The 17,979-nt window shown below is 72.5% G+C and carries 14 protein-coding genes; 10 read left to right on the plus strand and 4 right to left on the minus strand.

Translation table 11 applies throughout. The features are described 5' to 3' along the window. The first annotated feature begins 64 nt into the window (after positions 1 to 64). The 5 genes from ACL02U_RS05160 (at position 65) to ACL02U_RS05180 (ending at position 8,242) form a co-directional block, all read left to right on the plus strand. Complete coding sequence (locus tag ACL02U_RS05160) at positions 65 to 994, plus strand: hypothetical protein (protein ID WP_412789426.1); 930 nt, start codon at positions 65 to 67, stop codon at positions 992 to 994. Then, complete coding sequence (locus tag ACL02U_RS05165; protein WP_412789427.1) at positions 991 to 3,189, plus strand: bifunctional polysaccharide deacetylase/glycosyltransferase family 2 protein; 2,199 nt, start codon at positions 991 to 993, stop codon at positions 3,187 to 3,189. Before ACL02U_RS05160 ends, ACL02U_RS05165 begins: the two co-directional genes overlap by 4 nt. Positions 3,190 to 3,443: 254 nt before the next feature. After that, positions 3,444 to 4,295 carry a S1 family peptidase gene (locus ACL02U_RS05170; protein WP_412789428.1) on the plus strand — a complete coding sequence of 284 codons (852 nt, stop codon included), beginning with the start codon at positions 3,444 to 3,446 and terminating at the stop codon, positions 4,293 to 4,295. A gap of 121 nt (positions 4,296 to 4,416) precedes the next feature. Beyond that, positions 4,417 to 4,623 (plus strand): hypothetical protein, encoded by a 207-nt coding sequence (locus ACL02U_RS05175; RefSeq protein WP_412789429.1) that lies wholly within the window; start codon positions 4,417 to 4,419, stop codon positions 4,621 to 4,623. Between the two features lie 4 nt (positions 4,624 to 4,627). Then, entirely contained in the window at positions 4,628 to 8,242 is a 3,615-nt protein-coding gene (locus ACL02U_RS05180; RefSeq protein WP_412789430.1) for a SpoIIE family protein phosphatase, read from the plus strand. Positions 8,243 to 8,327: 85 nt separating this feature from the next. Here the strand turns inward: ACL02U_RS05180 and ACL02U_RS05185 are convergent, their stop codons facing one another. Continuing rightward, entirely contained in the window at positions 8,328 to 9,614 is a 1,287-nt protein-coding gene (locus tag ACL02U_RS05185) for an amino acid deaminase (RefSeq protein ID WP_412789431.1), read from the minus strand. A 117-nt stretch (positions 9,615 to 9,731) separates the two neighbouring features. Between ACL02U_RS05185 and ACL02U_RS05190 the strand changes: the two genes are divergently transcribed. Continuing rightward, positions 9,732 to 10,319: a hypothetical protein gene (locus ACL02U_RS05190; protein ID WP_412789432.1), complete on the plus strand. Its 588-nt coding sequence runs from the start codon at positions 9,732 to 9,734 to the stop codon at positions 10,317 to 10,319. Positions 10,320 to 10,504: 185 nt separating this feature from the next. Here the strand turns inward: ACL02U_RS05190 and ACL02U_RS05195 are convergent, their stop codons facing one another. The 3 genes from ACL02U_RS05195 to ACL02U_RS05205 form a co-directional block, all read right to left on the minus strand. Then, positions 10,505 to 11,806, minus strand: a complete 1,302-nt coding sequence (locus ACL02U_RS05195) for a hypothetical protein (protein ID WP_412789433.1) — start codon at positions 11,804 to 11,806, stop codon at positions 10,505 to 10,507. A 101-nt stretch (positions 11,807 to 11,907) separates the two neighbouring features. Continuing rightward, positions 11,908 to 12,414, minus strand: coding sequence for a SigE family RNA polymerase sigma factor (locus tag ACL02U_RS05200; RefSeq protein ID WP_412789434.1), 507 nt, complete (start codon positions 12,412 to 12,414; stop codon positions 11,908 to 11,910). 219 nt (positions 12,415 to 12,633) lie between these two features. After that, complete coding sequence (locus ACL02U_RS05205; protein WP_412789435.1) at positions 12,634 to 14,346, minus strand: chitinase; 1,713 nt, start codon at positions 14,344 to 14,346, stop codon at positions 12,634 to 12,636. Between the two features lie 304 nt (positions 14,347 to 14,650). Here ACL02U_RS05205 and ACL02U_RS05210 point away from each other — a divergent pair, with 304 nt between their 5' ends. From ACL02U_RS05210 to ACL02U_RS05225, 4 genes are read left to right on the plus strand one after another with little or no spacing between them, the layout of a single operon-like run. Beyond that, complete coding sequence (locus ACL02U_RS05210) at positions 14,651 to 15,514, plus strand: hypothetical protein (protein WP_412789436.1); 864 nt, start codon at positions 14,651 to 14,653, stop codon at positions 15,512 to 15,514. A gap of 50 nt (positions 15,515 to 15,564) precedes the next feature. Then, positions 15,565 to 16,272: a Flp pilus assembly protein CpaB gene (cpaB, locus tag ACL02U_RS05215; protein WP_412789437.1), complete on the plus strand. Its 708-nt coding sequence runs from the start codon at positions 15,565 to 15,567 to the stop codon at positions 16,270 to 16,272. 9 nt (positions 16,273 to 16,281) lie between these two features. After that, positions 16,282 to 17,544: an AAA family ATPase gene (locus tag ACL02U_RS05220; RefSeq protein ID WP_412789438.1), complete on the plus strand. Its 1,263-nt coding sequence runs from the start codon at positions 16,282 to 16,284 to the stop codon at positions 17,542 to 17,544. Continuing rightward, entirely contained in the window at positions 17,541 to 17,978 is a 438-nt protein-coding gene (locus ACL02U_RS05225) for a TadE/TadG family type IV pilus assembly protein (RefSeq protein WP_412789439.1), read from the plus strand. Before ACL02U_RS05220 ends, ACL02U_RS05225 begins: the two co-directional genes overlap by 4 nt. Position 17,979: the final 1 nt, after the last annotated feature.

Genomic DNA, 17,979 nt, shown 5'->3' on the forward strand with positions numbered 1-17,979 from the left:
GCGTTTTGCTCGGTTATCGCCGAGAGCTGTCCCGCCTGCGCTCACGTCTCTACAATGCGCCGCCATGTCCAGTCCCCCGCAGTACGGCAACGGGCCGTACGGCGCACCCGCCGAATCGGGCGTACCAGCTGATACCGGTGTGCCGGCCGAATCGGGCGTACCGGCCGCACCGGGTGCGCCGGGCGCGCAAGCCGAACCCGGAGCCCCCGGAGTGCCCGGCACGCACCCGGCGGCGGGCGGTCCCGGCGTTCAGCCGAACGTGTACCACCCGTATGCCGTGCAAGCCCCCGCCTACGACCAGTACACGGACCCGGCCGCCGCCCACGGCTGGCAGAACGCGTACGACGACACCCGGCCGCTGCCACTGGTGGCGGAAGCCGGCCCACCGGTCGGCGAGCCGCCGGACCGCACCCCGTCCGGCCCGTCCGCGCACCCCGCCGCCCCGCCCGGGCCGGGGCAGGACCTCCACGGGCCTCGGGACGAGCCGCCCGACCCCGGGTACGCGGGGCCCGAAGGCGCCGTCCCGGACGACCCCGACGGTTCGGTGTTCGTCGACGGGACGGGCCGGCGCGGTCGGCTGGTGCGCCGGGCGGCGATAGCCCTGGGCGCGGCCTGCGTGCTGTTCATCGTCGTCGTCGTGGCCGGACTGTTCGGCTCCGGGCCTTCCGGGGGCCCGCTGCCCTGGGGCAACGGGCAGGACGACGGCGTGCAGCAGGACGACGGCCGGTCGACCGCGACCGGCTCGCCGCCCGCCGGAGCCCCGACCGCCGGCGCCGAGGCACCCGCCCCCGTGCCGACCGGCTCCGCGTCCGGCGGCGCGACCGCCGGGTCGACCACCGCGCCGACCCCCGCCGCGTCCGGCGGCTCGGGCGGCGGCGCCCCCCAGCCCTCCGCGGCGCCCGCGACCACGGCCGCCACTTCGACCGCACCGGGGCGGGGACACTCCGGCGACGCCCCCGGCCGAGGCCAGGGGGCCAGCAAGGGACCCAAGTGAGCCGACGACCGCGAGCCGCCCGCCTGCCCGGGCCGGCCCGCACCGCCCCGCCGCCCGGCGGCCCCCGTGCCGCCGCCCCGTCGGCCCGCGCCGTGCCGGCGCCTCCGGCCGGGCCGCCCCGCCTCCAGCGGCGGCACGCCCGGCGCCGTGATCCCCGTGCGCACTGGCTGCTGCTCGGCCTGACGCTCGCCGTCGCCGCGACGGCGCTGCTGTTCGCCGGGTACGGGCGGCACGAGATCGCGCCCACCGCGGCCCCCGCCGCCGACTGCGCCCGCGCACCGGCATCGGTGCGCACGGCCGGGCCGGTGGTCAGCGAGGCCGGCGGACGGCTGCGCACGGCTCGGCCGCCCGCCCGCACCGTGGCCCTGACCTACGACGGCGGACCCGACCCGGCCTGGACCCCGCGCCTGCTCGACGTGCTGGCCGCGCACCACGCCAAGGCCACCTTCTTCCTCTCCGGCAGCGCGGCGGCCGCCCACCCGGACCTGGTCCGCCGGATCCGCGACGAGGGCCACGAGATCGGCTCCCACACCTACAGCGACGCCGACCTCGCCCAGGCGGGTCCGGTCCGCGCCCGCCTGGAGCTGGCGCTGGCCCAGAACGCCCTCGCGGGCACCTCCGGACTCGGCACCCGCCTGCTGAGGCTGCCGCACACGGCGGCGGTGACCTCGCTGTGCGGCGCCGAGTGGGAGGCGGGCCGGAGGGCGGTCGAGGACGGCTACGTCCTGGTCGCCGCCGACGCCCCCGGCAGGAATCCGGCCGAGGGCGCGATCCGCCAGTACACCGGCTCACCGCGGGCCGTGACCGAGACCGCGCGACTGCTCGCCCACCCGCCCGCCCCGCACCTGCGCTTCACCACCGTCGGTGCCGCGCTGGGCCTGACCGGTGCCACCTACCCGGCATCCGGCCTCGACCGGGCCAAGGGCCGGGCCGTGGTGTGGGCGCAGGCCCTCTCCCGGGCCTTCGCCGACGGCATGACCTGGCTCATGGTCGCCGCGGGCGCGCTCACGCTGGCCCGGCTGGTACTGCTGTTCACGGCGGCCCGGGTCCACCTGCGCCGCACCCGCGGCAGGCGGCGGCGCGGCCGCCGCGCGCCACCGCTGACCGACCCGGTCACCGTGATCGTGCCCGCCTACAACGAGGAGGCCGGTATCGAGGCGACCCTGCGCTCGCTGCTCGCCTCCACGCACCCGCGGCTCCACATCGTCGTCGTGGACGACGGCTCGTCCGACCGCACCCACGAGATCGCCGAGTCGGTGCGCGCCGAGGACCCCAGGGTGACGGTGGTACGCCAGCCCAACGCGGGAAAGGCCGCCGCCCTCAACACCGGCCTGTCCCGGACGTCGACGGACATCGTGGTGATGATCGACGGTGACACGGTCTTCGAGCCGGACGCCGTCCAGCGGCTGATCCAGCCGCTGTCCGACCCGCGTGCGGGCGCGGTCAGCGGCAACACCAAGGTCGGCAACCGGACGGGCGTGCTGGGCCGTTGGCAGCACCTCGAGTACGTCATCGGCTTCAACCTCGACCGCCGGATGTTCGACGTCCTGGAGTGCATGCCGACCGTACCCGGCGCGATCGGCGCCTTCCGGCGGCAGGCGCTCGCCGGGGTCGGCGGGGTCAGCGAGGACACCCTCGCCGAGGACACCGACCTGACCATGGCGCTGTGCAGGGCCGGCTGGCGCGTGGTGTACGAGGAGTCGGCGATCGCCTGGACCGAGGCGCCCTCGACGGTGAAGCAGCTGTGGAAGCAGCGCTACCGCTGGTGCTACGGCACCCTGCAGGCGATGTGGAAGCACCGCCGCGCCCTCGTCGAGCACGGTGCGGGGGGCAGGTTCGGCCGCCGCGGGCTGACCTACCTGGCGGTCTTCCAGACCCTGCTGCCGCTGCTCGCCCCTCTCGTCGACGTCTTCGCCGTCTACGGCCTGTGCTTCCGGAGCGCGGCGCAGGCGGGCGTCGTCTGGCTCGGCTTCACCGCCGTCCAGGTCGTCAGTGCGGTCTACGCCCTCCGCCTGGACGGGGAGCGGTTCGAGCCGCTGTGGACGCTGCCGCTGCAGATCTTCGTGTACCGGCAGTTGATGTACCTCGTGGTGGTCCAGTCGGTGGTGACCGCCCTGCTGGGCAACAGGCTGCGCTGGCACCGGATGCAGCGCACGGGGACCGCCGCGCAGACGCTGGGCCGGCAGCCGGTCTGAGCCCCGGCCGGTCCGGGCCGCCGGCTCACCTGCGCCGTCGCCCGGTCGTGCCCTCGACCCGCCGGCCGCCGTGCCGCCGGCCGCCCGTGCCGGTGTCGCCGACCCCGTATCCGGACCGCCCGGGTGCGGGGTCGGCGGCCGAAAACGCCTCCTTGTCGCACCCCTCCCACGCGCTCACAATGCGCATGACAAATCAGGGTGGCCGGACGACCTCCGGCCGCCCCGCCATGAGAGCCATCAGAGGGGACCCCCACATGAACAAGCCTCTCGCCGCCGCGCTGTCCGCCCTGGCGATCGTCGGGGCCGGCGCGGTACCGGCAGCCGCCGCACCGGACCACGCGTCCGCGGCACCGGCCCACGCGTCCGCGGCACAGTCCGTCGACTTCGCCGGAACCGTCTCGCTCAGCAACTGCTCCGGCTCCGTCGTACGCCTCCCCGCCTCCCAGGACGACGACCCGGCCCTCGTCCTCACCAACGGCCACTGCCTGGAGACGGGTTTCCCCGAGCCCGGCGAGGTCATCGTCGACCAGCCGTCCTCCCGCTCCTTCGGGCTGCTCAGCTCCTCCGGCTGGCGGATCGGCACCCTGCGCGCGAGCAAGGTCGCCTACTCGACCATGACCGACACCGACGTGACGATCTACCAGCTCACCCGCACCTACGCGCAGATCCGGAACCGCTACGGCATCGACGCGCTGACCCTGAGCGACACCCATCCGGTCGCCGGCACCCCCATCGCCGTCGTCTCCGGCTACTGGAGGAACATCTACAACTGCTCCGTCGACGGGTTCGTGTACCGCCTCAAGGAGGGCGGCTGGACCTGGAAGGACTCCGTCCGCTACACCTCCGCCTGCGACACCATCGGCGGCACGTCCGGCTCGCCCGTCATCGACAAGACCACCGGCCAGGTGGTCGCCGTCAACAACACCGGCAACGAGGACGGCGAGACCTGCACGGTCAACAACCCCTGCGAGGTCGACGAGAACGGCACCGTGACCGTCCGCGAGGGCATCAACTACGCCGAGGAGACCTACCTGATCCCCGACTGCTTCGGCCTCGACAACAAGCTCGACCTCGGCCGCAGCGACTGCGTGCTGCCCAAGCCGTAGGGCGTCACCGCGCGGTCCGCCGGACGCCCGGCCCCGGCTCGGGAGTGCGAATGCGCCATTTTCGTGTACTTTGAGTACGCGAATTGTTACCCTGGGTGCGCATGGGATGCGGAGGTGATCCATGTCTCGGTCGCGAGACGATGAACAACTCGCACAGCGCCTGGCGGCTGTCGGAGCATTGGGGTTCCTGCTGATCACTCCGCCGTTCCTGGCGCGATTCGACCACGTCGACCAGGTCTTCGGTATCCCGGTTCTCGGGGCTTACCTGTTTCTCGTCTGGGCGATCGTGATCGCCCTGGTCGCCGTCATCGGTGGCAGATCAAGGTAGTACCGTGCTGCAGACCTGGGTCGTCATCGCTGCTTCGGTCGCGTACCTCGGCGTTCTCTTCGCCGTGGCCTTCTACGGTGACCGGCGGGCGGAAGCCGGGCGGAGCCTCATCGACAACGGCACGATCTACGCGCTGTCCCTTGCGGTGTACGCCACCTCGTGGACCTACTACGGCAGCGTGGGCCGGGCCACCACGGCTGGAGTCGGCTTCCTGCCGGTCTACCTGGGGCCGACGCTCATGCTCGCACTGGGCTGGCTGGTGCTGCGCAGGATCATCCGCATCAGTCGCCGGCGCCGGATCACCTCGCTGGCCGACTTCGTCTCCGCCCGCTACGGCAAGAGCGCGGCGTTGGGCGGTCTGGTGACGATCATCGCTGTGGTCGGGATCGTTCCCTACATCGCCCTGCAGCTCAAAGCGGTCTCCAACACCTTCGAGATCGCTCTGCGGCACCCCACGGTCGAGACCTCGGGGCTCGGGCGGATCCCCCTGCACCAGGACACCGCGCTGTACGTGGCGCTGCTGCTCGCCGCATTCACCATCCTCTTCGGCACCCGTCACCTGGACGCCACCGAACGCCATGAGGGCATGGTCGCAGCCATCGCGTTCGAGTCCGTGGTCAAGCTCGTGGCGTTCCTCTCGGCTGGGCTCTTCGTGACCTTCGGAATGTTCGGGGGATTCGGCGACCTGTTCTCACAGGCGTCGGACGCCGGCCTCACCACGCTGTTCACGCTGCAAGGGGAGACCGGCTACGGCCAATGGATGTGGCTCACGGTGCTGTCCATGCTGGCAATCGTGCTGCTGCCCCGGCAGTGGCAGGTCACCGTGGTGGAGAACGTCAACGAGGGTCACCTCAAGCGGGCGATATGGCTACTCCCGCTGTACCTCTTCGGGATCAGTCTCTTCACGCTTCCGATCGCAGCAGGCGGGCTACTGCGCTTCGGAAACGACGTCAGCGCCGATACCTACGTACTGACCCTGCCGATTGCCGAAGGACAGCAGGGACTGGCACTGTTCGTCTTCATCGGCGGCCTCAGCGCGGCCACCGGCATGATCATCGTCGATACCATCGCGCTCAGCACCATGGTGTCGAACTCACTCGTGATGCCGGTGCTGCTGCGCAGCGGGTCCAGGCTGACGCGCCGAGACGACCTCACCTGGCTGGTACTGGGCATCCGCCGGGCCACCATCGTGCTGATCCTCCTGCTCGGGTACGCGTACTTTCGGCTTGCAGGCGAGGGCCAGTCGCTGGTGGAGATCGGCCTGGTGTCGTTCGCGGCTGTCGCACAGTTCACGCCCGCCATCCTGGGCGGCCTGTTCTGGAGGGGTGGTACCCGCCGCGGTGTGCTGGTCGGCCTGGTGGCGGGGGTTACTGTCTGGGCCTACACCCTTTTGCTGCCGGCCTTCGCCGAATCCGGGCTGCTACCGACCTCGTTCTTGCGTGAGGGCCCGCTCGGCATCGGGCAACTCCGACCGCAGCAGCTCTTCGGTCTGACGGGAATGGACCCGGTCGGCCATTCGATGTTCTGGAGTGCCCTGCTGAACGTCGGCGGGTATGTTGCGGTCTCCCTCGCCGGCCGACCGGACGCGGCAGAGCGGGCGCAGGCGGTGCAGTTCGTCGACATCCTCTCGGAACCCGTCGGCGAGCGGCGCTGGCAGGTCCGCGCCACGGTCGGCGAACTGCGGACCGTGCTCGAACGCTTCCTCGGGCGCGAGGCCGGCGAGCGGGCGTTGTACTCCTACCCTGGGGCGCGCCCCGAATCACTGGCGGCAGAGGCGTCTCCGGAGCTTGTCCATCACGCGGAATCCCAGCTTGCCGGTTCGGTGGGCGCGGCGTCCGCGCGACTTGCGATCAGCGCGGTGGCCGGAGGGGAGGAGGTGGGTTCCGACGTGGTGATGGAGATGATCGGCGAGGCGTCTCAGAGGGTCGAACTGGTCCGGCGGCGATTGAAGTTGCTCTACGACGCGACCGGCGGCATCGGCACCACCCTCAACGTGACACGGACCGCCGAAGAGCTGGCGCAGGTCGCGGTTCCGCGTTTCGCGGACTTCCTCAGCGTCGACCTCGCCGAGCCGGTGCTGCGTGGCGACGAACCGGGAGCGAACGGCACAGTCACCAGCAGCGGCACGCCGATGCGGCGCGTGGCCCTCAGCGGCATCCGGGACGACGCTCCCCTCTTCGCCGTCGGTGACCTGATCACTTTCGTGCCGTCCTCGCCACAGGCCCGCAGTGTCGAGAGCGGGCAGGCCGTCATGGTGCCTCGTCTGAGGGACTCCCCTGGATGGCAGGCGATCGATCCCGCACGTGCCTCCAGCGTCATCGACTACGGAATCCATTCGCTCGTCGCGGCCCCGCTGTCCGCCCGCGGTGTGCTGCTGGGTGTCGTCACCTTCTGGCGCTCGGAGAAGCCGGAGCCTTTCGAGCCGGACGATCTCGCCCTCGCGGCCGAACTGGCAGCCCGAGCCGCCGTGTCCCTCGACAACGCGCGCCGCTACACCCGCGAGCACGGCATGGCCGTGGCGCTCCAGCGCAGACTGCTGCCCCGCGCGCTTCCCGAACAGAACGCCGTCGAGGCCGCTTCGCGTTACCTGCCCGCGCAGGAGGGAGCCAGCGGCGACTGGTTCGATGTCATCCCGCTGCCGGGCGCCAGGATCGCGCTGGTCATCGGCGACGTCGTAGGGCACGGAGTGCATGCCGCAGCCACCATGGGGCAGCTGCGCATGGCCGCGCACAATTTCTCCTCCCTCGACCTGGCACCCGACGAACTCCTCAGGCACCTCGACGAGTTGGTCACCCTCATCGACCTGGACGTGATCGCGGCCGGCGACAAGACCACCGTCACCGGCGCCACCTGCCTGTACGCGATCTACGACTCTGTGTCCGGCAACTGCGCTATCGCCAGGGCCGGCCACTTGAAGCCCGCGCTAGCCCGCCCTGACGGGACGGTGGAGTTCCTGGACGTACCGGCCGGCATTCCTCTCGGCGTCGGCGGACTGCCCTTCGAGTCCGCCGAGTTTCGGCTGCCCGAGGGCAGCAGGCTCGTTCTGTTCACCGACGGCCTCGTCGAGCGTCGTGACCAGGACATCGACGACGGGCTCCGGCTGCTCCGCGAGACGCTGGCACGCGCCGACCCGTTGCCCGAACAGACCTGCGCCGCCGTGCTCGACGCCCTGCATCCGCAGCCCCAGACCGACGACATCGCGCTGCTCGTCGCTCGTACGCGGGTGCTGGGGGCCGGGCAGGTCGCCGAGTGGGACGTGGAGTCCGACCCCGCCGCCCTTCACCAGGTCCGCGCCGACCTCTCCGCTCGCCTCGTGGAGTGGCAACTGGAGGATCTGGTGGACACCACGGAGCTGATCGTCAGTGAACTGATCACCAACGCCATGAACCATGCCGTTGGGCCGATCAAAATGCGGCTGATCCGCGACCACACGCTGACCTGTGAGGTCTCCGACCACAGCAGCACCTCGCCGCATCTGCGCTATGCGGCCACCATGGACGAGGGCGGACGGGGCCTCTTCCTCGTGGCCCAGTGCTCCGAGCGCTGGGGCACGCGCTACACCGATGACGGCAAGGTCATCTGGGCCGAGCAGACTGTGCCGGGAACCCGCGGGAGCTGAACAGTACCGCCACGATCACGCTCGGGTGGCCCTTCACCTGTCCGCCGGCGCCTCCCGATGACCAGAGCGTCCACCGGACTCCTCCTCAGAAGAAGGTGCGCAGGTATTCGACGACCGTGCCGTCCGCCCGAACGACCGGGATCAGGGACCACTTGTCGAAGGCGGTGCACGGGTGCGACAGGCCCAGGCCGACCCAGTCACCCACCTCCAGGACGGCCTCCGGGCCCGTACGCAACCAGGTGTGCTGGTCGGACAGGGCGGTGACGGCGACACCGTCGGCGGGGCGCTCCGGTCCGCCGTCCGCGGGCCGCACCACCCGGGCCAGGGGCAGGTCGAGGTCGTGGGCGGCGTCGCGCTTGCCCGCGTTGAGGAAGGCGCGGTCGGGCCGCGGCCGGGAGACGACCTGGGCCCACAGGCGGAACGCGGGCTCCAGGGCGCCCTCCTCGGGCACCCGGTTGAACGGGGTGAGCCTGCGGTAGTGGCCGTCGTCGTGCGCGACGTAGGCGCCCGAACGCAGCAGCTTCAGCACCGGCCGGGACAGTTCGGGCAGCTCGCCGAACACCTCGGCCACCGCGTCGAACCAGGCGCTGCCGCCCGCGCTGACGACGATCCGGTCCGCCGCCGCGAAGCGCCCGTCCCGGTCCAGTGCGGCGGCGAGCGCGACGAGCTGACGCAGCCAGGCCCGCACCCGCTCCGCGCTCGGCTGCGGAACCTCTCCCTCGTAGCCCGCGACGCCCACCAGCCGCAGGGTGGGCGCGGCCGACACCGCTTCGGCGACCGCCCTGCCCTGGGCCGCGGTGCGGACGCCGGTGCGCGCGTCGTCCCCGGCGGCCAGTTCGACGACCACGTCCAGCGGCCGCTCGGCCGTCCCCTCAAGGGCCCGGTCCATCAACGCGACCCCGCGCACCGAGTCCACGTAGCAGACCAGCCGGAAATCCGGGTCGGCGGCCTGTTCGGCGGCGATCCAGCGCAGTGCCGCGGCGTCGACGAGTTCGTTGGCGAGGAAGATCCGGTCCACCCCGAAGGCCCTGGCCACCCGCACCTGGTGCGGCACCGCCAGCGTGATGCCCCAGGCGCCGTGCTCGATCTGGCGCCGGAACAGCTCCGGGGCCATGGAGGTCTTGCCGTGCGGCGCGAGGACCAGGCCGTGCCGCGACGTGTACGCCTGCATCAGCTTCAGGTTGTGCTCCAGCCGTTCGGCGGACAGCGTGAGCACCGGTGTGGTGAACCCTCCGGTGAACAGGTTGCGGCGCTGGGCGGCCAGCTCCCCGACGGTCAGCCCGCCGGCGTCCGGGGGCAGGCCCCTGAAGCGGTGGTCGACGCGTTCCGCGGCGAGCCGGGCGAAGGCCTCGGCGGGACTGTCGGCGGGCATGGAGCCTCCCTGATCAGCTGGTTCTGCTCGTCGGGGGGAGCCGGTCGGATTGGAGTCTGATAACGAATACGGGGCCGAGTTGCACCCGACACAGGATCGTCGACCATACTGCCCGCTGTGGAGCAGCGCATAGGTTCGAGCAGCCAGCCCCTGGAAGGCGCCGGATTCGACCCGGCCTTCATCCCCGGGCTCACGTCGCCCGCGTCCGAGGAGCCGGAGGACGCGCAACCGGAGCGCGCCCTCGGCGAGGAGGGCGAGGAGTCGGTGCAGGAGCCGCCGGAGGCCGGGTGGCCGTCCGGCTCCGGCGACGCGGCCGACTCCGCCGACGGCCCGGAGGAGGACCCCGACGGCCCCGTCTTCGAGGCCGCCGACCGCCGCGCGCGGATAGTCGCCGATCACCGGGGTGTCCGGCTCGCGCTGGACGACCAGGCGTGCGAGTTCCGCTGGGACGAGATCGGCGCGGTGGAGACGGAGACCGGCCGCTTCGGCAAGCGGTTCACCGTCACCGTCCACACACCTGACCGGCGCTGGTACCCGATCGAGATCGAGGCGACCGCCCGCTCGCTCTTCGCCGATTGGGAGGAGCGGCTGGACGCCGTGCTGGACGCCTACTTCGACGACGGCGCGGACGAAGCCGGCGGGGCGGACGACGAGAGTGACGCGGGCGGCGCGGTCGAGGAGAGCGGCGGCGACGGGGACGACTGAGCCCGGGACGGCACCGACACGGACGCCGGTCGCGCGGACGCCCCGCGCGACCGGCTCCCCGGGGCGTACCGCGACCGGCATTGCGGAAGCGGTACGCCGGGTCGGGTGCCGGTGCCGGTGCCCGTGCCCGTGCCCGTGCCGTCGCCGGTGCCGTCGCCGGCGACGGTGTCGTGTCCGCGTGCCGGTCAGCCCTTCGTGCCGGACCACCACTGCGGGCTGAGGGCCATCTTCCGCATCTGCGCCATGCTCAGCGCGGGCGTGGACCGGGTGGCCGGCCCGTGCTGCGTGCCGGCGTTGAACGCGGAGATCACGACCCGGCGCCCGTCGGAGCGCATGGTGTCGACCGTCCACATCACCATGCCGGCGCTCTCGCCGTTGCCCTTGTGCTCGGCGACCCGGGTGCCGTCGGGCAGGGTCTCGGATCTCGCGCGGAAGAGCTGGCCCTCGACGTCCAGCATGTTCGGCTGCACGTTGACCTGCACCAGGGTCCTGCCCTTGCCGTCGTCGACGACGACGTACGCGTACTCGCTGTCCTCCTCGTCGCTCCTGCCGACCACCTTCAGGCCCGCGGGCAGCAGCGCGATCAGCGTGGCCCGGGGATGGCCGCCGACCGAGGGGGCCGAGGGCTGCTCGTGGGGCGGGTTGGGCGCCGGGGCGGCGTCGGCGAGCGGGCGCCACTCGGCGGCCGAGGCGAGCTGTGTCAACTGCTCGGCGCTCAGCGGAGGTTCCGGGCGGCTGACCGGCGACCCCTTCTCGGCGGCCGCGTTCCACTCCCGCACGCTGACGTGCTGCCCCTTCGGCGTGATCAGCTCCGCCTGCCACATCTTGGTGTCCACCCGCCGGTCCGGGTACTCGTAGCCCTTGACGATCGTGATCACGGACCCGTCGGACAGCCGGCTCGTGGTGCAGTCGTCGTACGGGGTGAACACCTTGTCGGGGCACTTGACCGAGTCCCGGGCCGCCTTGCTGCCCGGTTGCACCCGCTGCAGGGTGACGGCGACCGCCCCGGGCCCGTCGCCGTCGTCGTAGACCATCGAGGCGTACGGCACGGGGATCCTCCCTTCGGTGCCGCGCCCCTCCTCCTTGGTGTACTTCCCCTCGGGCATCAGCTTCTCGAAGGTCCGGAGCACCTGCTCCTTGGTGACCGGGGCGGCGGAAGCCGACGCCGACGCCGACGCCGATGCCGAGGCCGACGGCCGGGGCGAGGCCGCCACCGACGAGCGCTGTGCCGGATCGGTGCCCTCCGGGCCCCAGGGGATCAGCAGCGTGCCGCCCACCCCGGCGAGCGCCACGCCCGTCACCCCGCCCATGACGGCGGCGCGCCGCAGCAGCAGCTTCCGCCGGCCGCGTGCCGCGCCCGCGGCCGCGAGCGCGGCACGGTCGGTGTCGAAGACGCCGCCCGCCTGGTGCAGCGCGGTGGCGACACGGGTCTCGAAGGGGTCGTCGGGCGAGCCGCTGTACGGGCTGCTGTGCTGGTCGACGGGCATGGCAAACCACCGTTCCGGCTGAGTCGATGAGAGGGGTGGGACGGGAGGGACGTGGCGGCGGGGCGGGCGGGAGCCCCGCCGACCCGGCCGGGAGGGCGGCCTCAGGGGCGGGAGTACGCGGCGATGTCCTCGCCCAGCAGGTCCCGCAGCCGCCCGAGGGCGCGGACGCTCCTGGTCCGGACGGCACTCGAGCTGACGTTGAGCACGTCGGCGGTCTCCTGCACGGACCGGTCCTCCCAGTAGCGCAGTACCACCACCGCCCGGTCCTTGGCGGGCAGCCGCCCCAGCGCGTCCAGCAGGGTCAGCCGCAGCGAGGCGTCCGCTCCGGCCGCGGCGACCTCCGGCAGCACGTCGGTGGCGCGCTCGCCGCTCCGGCGCAGCCGCTTGTGGGCCAGGAAGGTCCGGGTGAGGACCGTCTGCGCGTACCCGGCGGGATTGGCGACGCGGGAGACCCGCCCCCAGCGGACGTAGATCCGCCCCAGGGTCTCCTGCACCAGGTCCTCGGCGAGGTGGGTGTCGCCCGCGGTGAGCAGGCACGCCGACCGGTACAGGTGGCCTGCGCGTGCCGCCGCGAATTCCGCGTACTCCTCCGCGCGGACCTGTCTCATCTGCTCCCCCTGTCGCAGTGGCGGGTGTGTGCTGCCTTCACCTCTCTGATGCGTCGGGCCCCGGGAAATGTTTCACAGCGATCTCCGGGGATTCTCGGACGCGGCGCACAGCAGGCGTCCGGAAGGACCCCTTTCACGCCGGAATGCCCGGCCGCCGGGTGGGGCGGCCGGGCATGCACCGGAGGGGGTGTGCCGGGTGTCACATCCGGGGTCCGCGCCCTACGGCAGTGCGTGCACGTGCGGCCCCACCGCGTTCGACCAGGCGTTGCCCGCGGCCGCGTCCCAGTTCGTCGACCAGGTCATGGCGCCCCGCAGTCCCGGCCAGGTGGTGGCCGGCTTGAAGGTGCCGCAGCCGGTGCCCCGGGTGAGGCAGTCCAGGGCGTCGTCGACCACCGTCGGCGACACGTAGCCGCTGCCGGCGCCGCTCGTCGAGGCGGGGACGCCGAGGCCGACCTGCGACGGGTCGAGGCCGCCCTGCAACTGGATGCAGGCGAGGGCGGTGAGGAAGTCGACCGAGCCCTGCGAGTAGACCTTGCCGTCGCAGCCGAGCATGGAGCCGCTGTTGTAGTACTGGGTGTTGACCACGGTGAGGATGTCCTTGACGTTCAGCGCGGTCTTGAAGTAGCCGCTCGAGGGCGACTGCATGTCGATGGTCTGCGGGGCCATCGTCAGCACCAGCGAGGGGCCGGCCTTCGCGGACAGCGACCGCAGGGCCTGCGTCATGTAGGTCGCGTCGATGCCGTTCTCCAGGTCGATGTCGACGCCGTCGAAGCCGTACGTCTGCATCAGCGTGTACACCGAGTCGGCGAAGTTCGCGGCGGAGGCGGAGTCCCGGATGGACACGGTGCCGTTCTGGCCGCCGACGGAGACGACGACCTTCTTCCCGTCCGCCTGCTTGGCCCTGATGTCCGCCTTGAACTGGTCGACGGTGTAGCCGCCGAGCCCGGCCGAGTCCAGGTTGAAGGTGACCGCGCCCGGTGTGGTCGTGGCGTCGGCGAAGGCGACCGCGATGATGTCGTACTGGGAGGAGACGTCCGAGATCCGCTGGACGGTCGCCCCGTTGTCGAAGTTCTGCCAGTAGCCGGTCACGGCGTGCTTCGGGACGTCGCCGCCTCCGCCTCCGCCTCCGCCTCCGCCGCCGTCGGACGGCGCGGTCGTGGCGGTCACCTCGGCCGACAGGGGCGACTCGCCCGCCGCGTTGGTCGCGGACACCTGGAAGCCGTAGGCCGTGGCGGCCGCCAGCCCGCCGACCGTCGCGGTGGTGCCGGTCGTCGAGGCCACCTCGGTGCCGTCGCGGTAGACGTTGTATCCCGTCGCGTCCGGTACCGCGTCCCAGGTCAGTGACGCCGACGAGGACGTCGTGCCGGAGACCGCCAGGGCGGCCGGGGCGGCCGGCACCGTCGGGGCGGGGGTGCCGCCGCCTCCTCCGTCGGGTCCGTACACCGCGATGTCGTCGGCGTAGTAGGGCGACTGGGCGTACCAGCCGTGCGTGTAGAGGGTGACCGAGGTCGTGGAGCCGCCGGTGGTGAAGGCGGTCGACAGCTGCTTCCAGGCGGCTGAGTCGGGCGTCCAGGTCGACACGTCGGTGGTGCCCGTGCCGGTGACGCCGAGGTAGGCGTAGCCGCCCTGCACCCAGGCGCTGAGCGTGTACGTCGAGTTCGGCTGCACGGCGACCGTCTGGGTGCAGCGGGCGTTGTCCTGCCCGGTCGGCGCCGCCTTCAGCGCGGCGGTGCCGGAGTGCACGGGCGAGGAGACGGCGGTGCCGCTGTTCGCGGAGCAGGTCCAGCCGCTCAGGCCGGACTCGAAGCCCGCGTTGGCGACGTTGTTGACGTCGGCGGCCGAGGCCTGACCCGTACCGGCGAAGGAGAGGGCGAGGGCGGCCGCGAGGGTTCCCGCCCAGACGAGTCTGGGCCGTGCTGGTGCGCGGTGCACTGGGGCCTCCGGTGGGGGAGAGGGGAGCGGGGGACGGTGGCCACCGTTGGCCTACAAGTTGGTCCAGACCAATCCGGCTGTCAAGAGGTCCAGACCGGAACGCGACCCCCGCCGGGCTCACCGGCTCGCGCAACCTGCCCCGTTTTGAAGTGACTTGTGCGGCACACGTTCCCAACCAGCTGGAGAAACGCTGTTCTCCGGCCACATCCGCGTGGATACAGTGCTCAGGTAGTCACGCAGTGAAGTCATCTCGGTGCACCGGAGTGACCCCGGGGAACCGACAGGCGTGGATGGGGAGCTGCGCGTGCCAACTGCCATTGCCGTGACCAGTGCCGACCTGGCACTGCCGGCACAGGACGAGCGGACCCTGCCCGCCGTCGTCCTCCAGGACCTCGACCGACGCCCGCTGGAACAGGCGCTGCTCGCCGTGCGGGCGCTCACCGAGCAGCACGGCCACCTGGTCGTCGTCTGCTCCGACGCCGTCCCGGCCGGAGTGGAACGGCGGCTGCGCACCATCCGCTCACTCCTGGAGAGCGACCGCATCGCCCTGTTCCGGCCCGGGCTGCCTCCCCTCGGCACCGCCGTCCTCGCCCGGCAGCTCCGCCAACTCGCCTCCTGCGACCTCGGTCCCGGCGTGCTCGCCTCCGCCGGGCGGCTGCTCACCCACTACCTCCACGCCGGCGCCGTGCTCGGCTCGCTGACCCGGCTCGACCGCATCCCCGTCGACCTCAAGGCGCACGCCCGCTCCTGGGTGCCGGGCAGCCAGTTCGCCGTCCTCGCCCACCCCGAGCCGAGGATCGTACGCCTCGGGACCCCCGGAGCCGACCTGCCGGGACCCGAGTTCGGCACCTGCCTGCTCGTCGCCCGCGGACAGCTCCAGTCCGACTGGGTCAACTCCTCCCTCGCCCCGGCATGGCGGGCCCAGGGCCTGCGCGAGGTGCCGCTGCCCGCCGAGTCCGCCGACTGGTGGGGCACCGGCAGGGCGATCGAGTTCTGCGCCCACCTGCCCGACCTGCCGGTGCTGTACCAACTCGTCGCCTCGGTCCGCCGGAACGCCTGCCACTGGTGCGGACTCGACATGATCGGCGACCGGTGCGTGTTCTGCTCCGCCGTCCCGCCCGTCCACGGCGAACTCGAGCCCTACGCGGGCCGCCCACCCACCGGCTGACCTCCCCCGCCCCGCCCCTCGACCGCTACTCCGATGAGGTTGCACCGCTCATGAACTCCCGTCAGCGCCGCGGCGTGATCCTCCTGCTGCTGTCCGTCCTGTGCGCCCTCGGCGCGTTCGCCGGCGTGCTGTCCGTCGTCCAGAACGTGAAATCACAGGTCGGCCCCAAGGTCACCGCCTACGAGGTCAAGAGCAACGTGCCGCCGTACACCTCGCTCACCCCCGACCGGTTCAGGAAGGTGACGATGCCGAAGCGGTGGCTGCCGGACACCGCCGTCACCGACCTCGCCGAGCTCCGCGGAAAGATCGCCGTCACCACCCTGCGCAAGGGCTCACTGCTGCAGAGCGACATGATCGTCGACCGGCCGGCCCTGAAACCCGGCCAGCAGGAGGTCGCCATCCTGATCGACGCGGCGACCGGAGTGGCCGGGAAGATCCGGCCGGGCGCCACCGTCAACGTCTACGCCACCTTCGAGGGCGACCGGAACGGGCGGCCCGACCAGTCCCGGGTCATCGTCACCGACGCCGAGGTCATCGACGTCGGCCGGCTGACCTCCCTCGAACCCGACGCCGACCACCGCACCCAGCAGCCCACCGACGCCGTCCCCATCACCTTCGCGCTGTCCGCCATCGACGCCCAGCGCCTCACCTACGCCGAGTCGTTCGCCAAGCGGGTCCGCCTCGCCCTGGTCGCGCCCGGCAGCGACTCCACCGTTCCCGACCGGGACCGGACGTACGAACTCGCCAAGGACAAGTGAGAGGCCCGCATGCCCACCAGGATCCTCCCGGCGGTCGGCGACGCGGACGCCGTCCGGTCCCTCACCACCCTGCTCAGCCAGCTCCCCGACGCCGAGCCGCTGACCCCGGTGACCGACTCGACCCAGCTGATCGACACCCTGGCCCGGCTCGCCGCCGAGTCGGTGGACGAACTGCCCGAGGTCGTCGTCGTGCACGAGCTCATCGGTCCGGCCCCGGCCCTGGAGCTGATCCGCGACGTCGCCCTGCGCTTCCCCGCCGTCGGCGTCATCCTGGTCACCTCCGACGCCGGCCCCGGCCTGTTCTCCGCCGCCATGGACTCCGGCGCCCGCGGCCTCGTCGCCCTCCCGCTGTCCTACGAGGAACTCGCCCACCGCGTACAGGCGGTCGCCCAGTGGTCGGTGGGCGTCCGGCGTCACCTCGGGCACGGCAGCGACGCGCTCACCGGCGCCGGCGGCACCGTGGTCACCGTCAGCGGCGCCAAGGGCGGCGTGGGCGCCACCGTCGTCGCCGTCCACCTCGCCCTCGCCGCCCAGGCGTCCGGCCGCAGCACCGTACTGGTCGACCTCGACCTCCAGACCGGAGACATCGCCTCCTACCTGGACGTGCAGTTCCGCCGCTCCGTCGTCGACCTCGCCGCGATCACCGACATCACCGCCCGGGTCCTCGCCGACGCCGTCTTCGTCCACGACACCGGTGTCGCCCTGCTCCTCGCCCCCGCCGACGGCGAACGCGGCGAGGAGGTCACCGACCGGGCCGCCCGCCACCTCGTCACCGCCCTGCGCGCCCGCTACGAGGCCGTCGTCATCGACTGCGGAGCCCAGATGGGCGGCGCCGGTGCCACCGCCGTCGAAATGGCCGACCGCGCACTGCTGGTCACCACCCCCGACGTGGTCGCCGTCCGGGGGGCCAAGAGGGCCGTGCGGATGTGGGACCGGCTCCAGATCCGCAAGGCGGAGGAGACCACCGTCGTGGTCAACCGGCACACCCGCGGCAGCGAGATCCAGCCACCCCTGATCCAGAAGATCACCGGAACCGGCATCGCCGCCACCGCCGTTCCCGCGCACTTCAAGGAACTCCAGCCCGCGGTGGACGCCGGCCGCCTGCACGACCTCGACCACAGGGGCTCCGTGAAGCAGGCCCTGTGGTCCCTGGCCGCAGAACTCGGGCTGGCCAAGGCCGCCGACGGCGGCACCGGCCACCGGGCCGGCCACCGAACCCGCGGCGACCGCGGGGCCGCGGTGTTCCGGCGGCGTCGGGAGGGCGGGGGATGACCGGGACAGCAGGCAGGACCGCAGACGGGGACGCGGCGTCCGGCCGCGGGCGGGGCGCCGCCGCGGACGCGGACCGCGGCCAGGTCACGATCGAGTTCCTCGGCATGACCCCGCTGATCGTCGTCACGCTCGTGCTGATGTGGCAGTGCGTGCTCATGGGATACACCTTCACGCTGGCGGGGAATGCCGCAGACGAGGCGGTCCGGGCGGCGACCGCCGCAGCGCCCGGCGCACGGGGGGCCGCCTGCCGGCGCGCCGGCCTGGACAAGCTGTCCGGGCCCTGGAGGGGGGACGCGGAGGTGACCTGCACGACCGGGGGCGGCTACGTGAAGGCCCGGGTCGCACTGAAGGTGCCCGTCCTCTTCCCGGGCGCGATCGGATTCCCGTTCACCGTCCACGGATCGGCGGGCGCGGTGGAGGAGGCGACGGACTGAC

The sequence above is a fragment of the Streptomyces sp. MS06 genome (genome assembly GCF_047200655.1).
GTDB lineage: Bacteria > Actinomycetota > Actinomycetes > Streptomycetales > Streptomycetaceae > Streptomyces.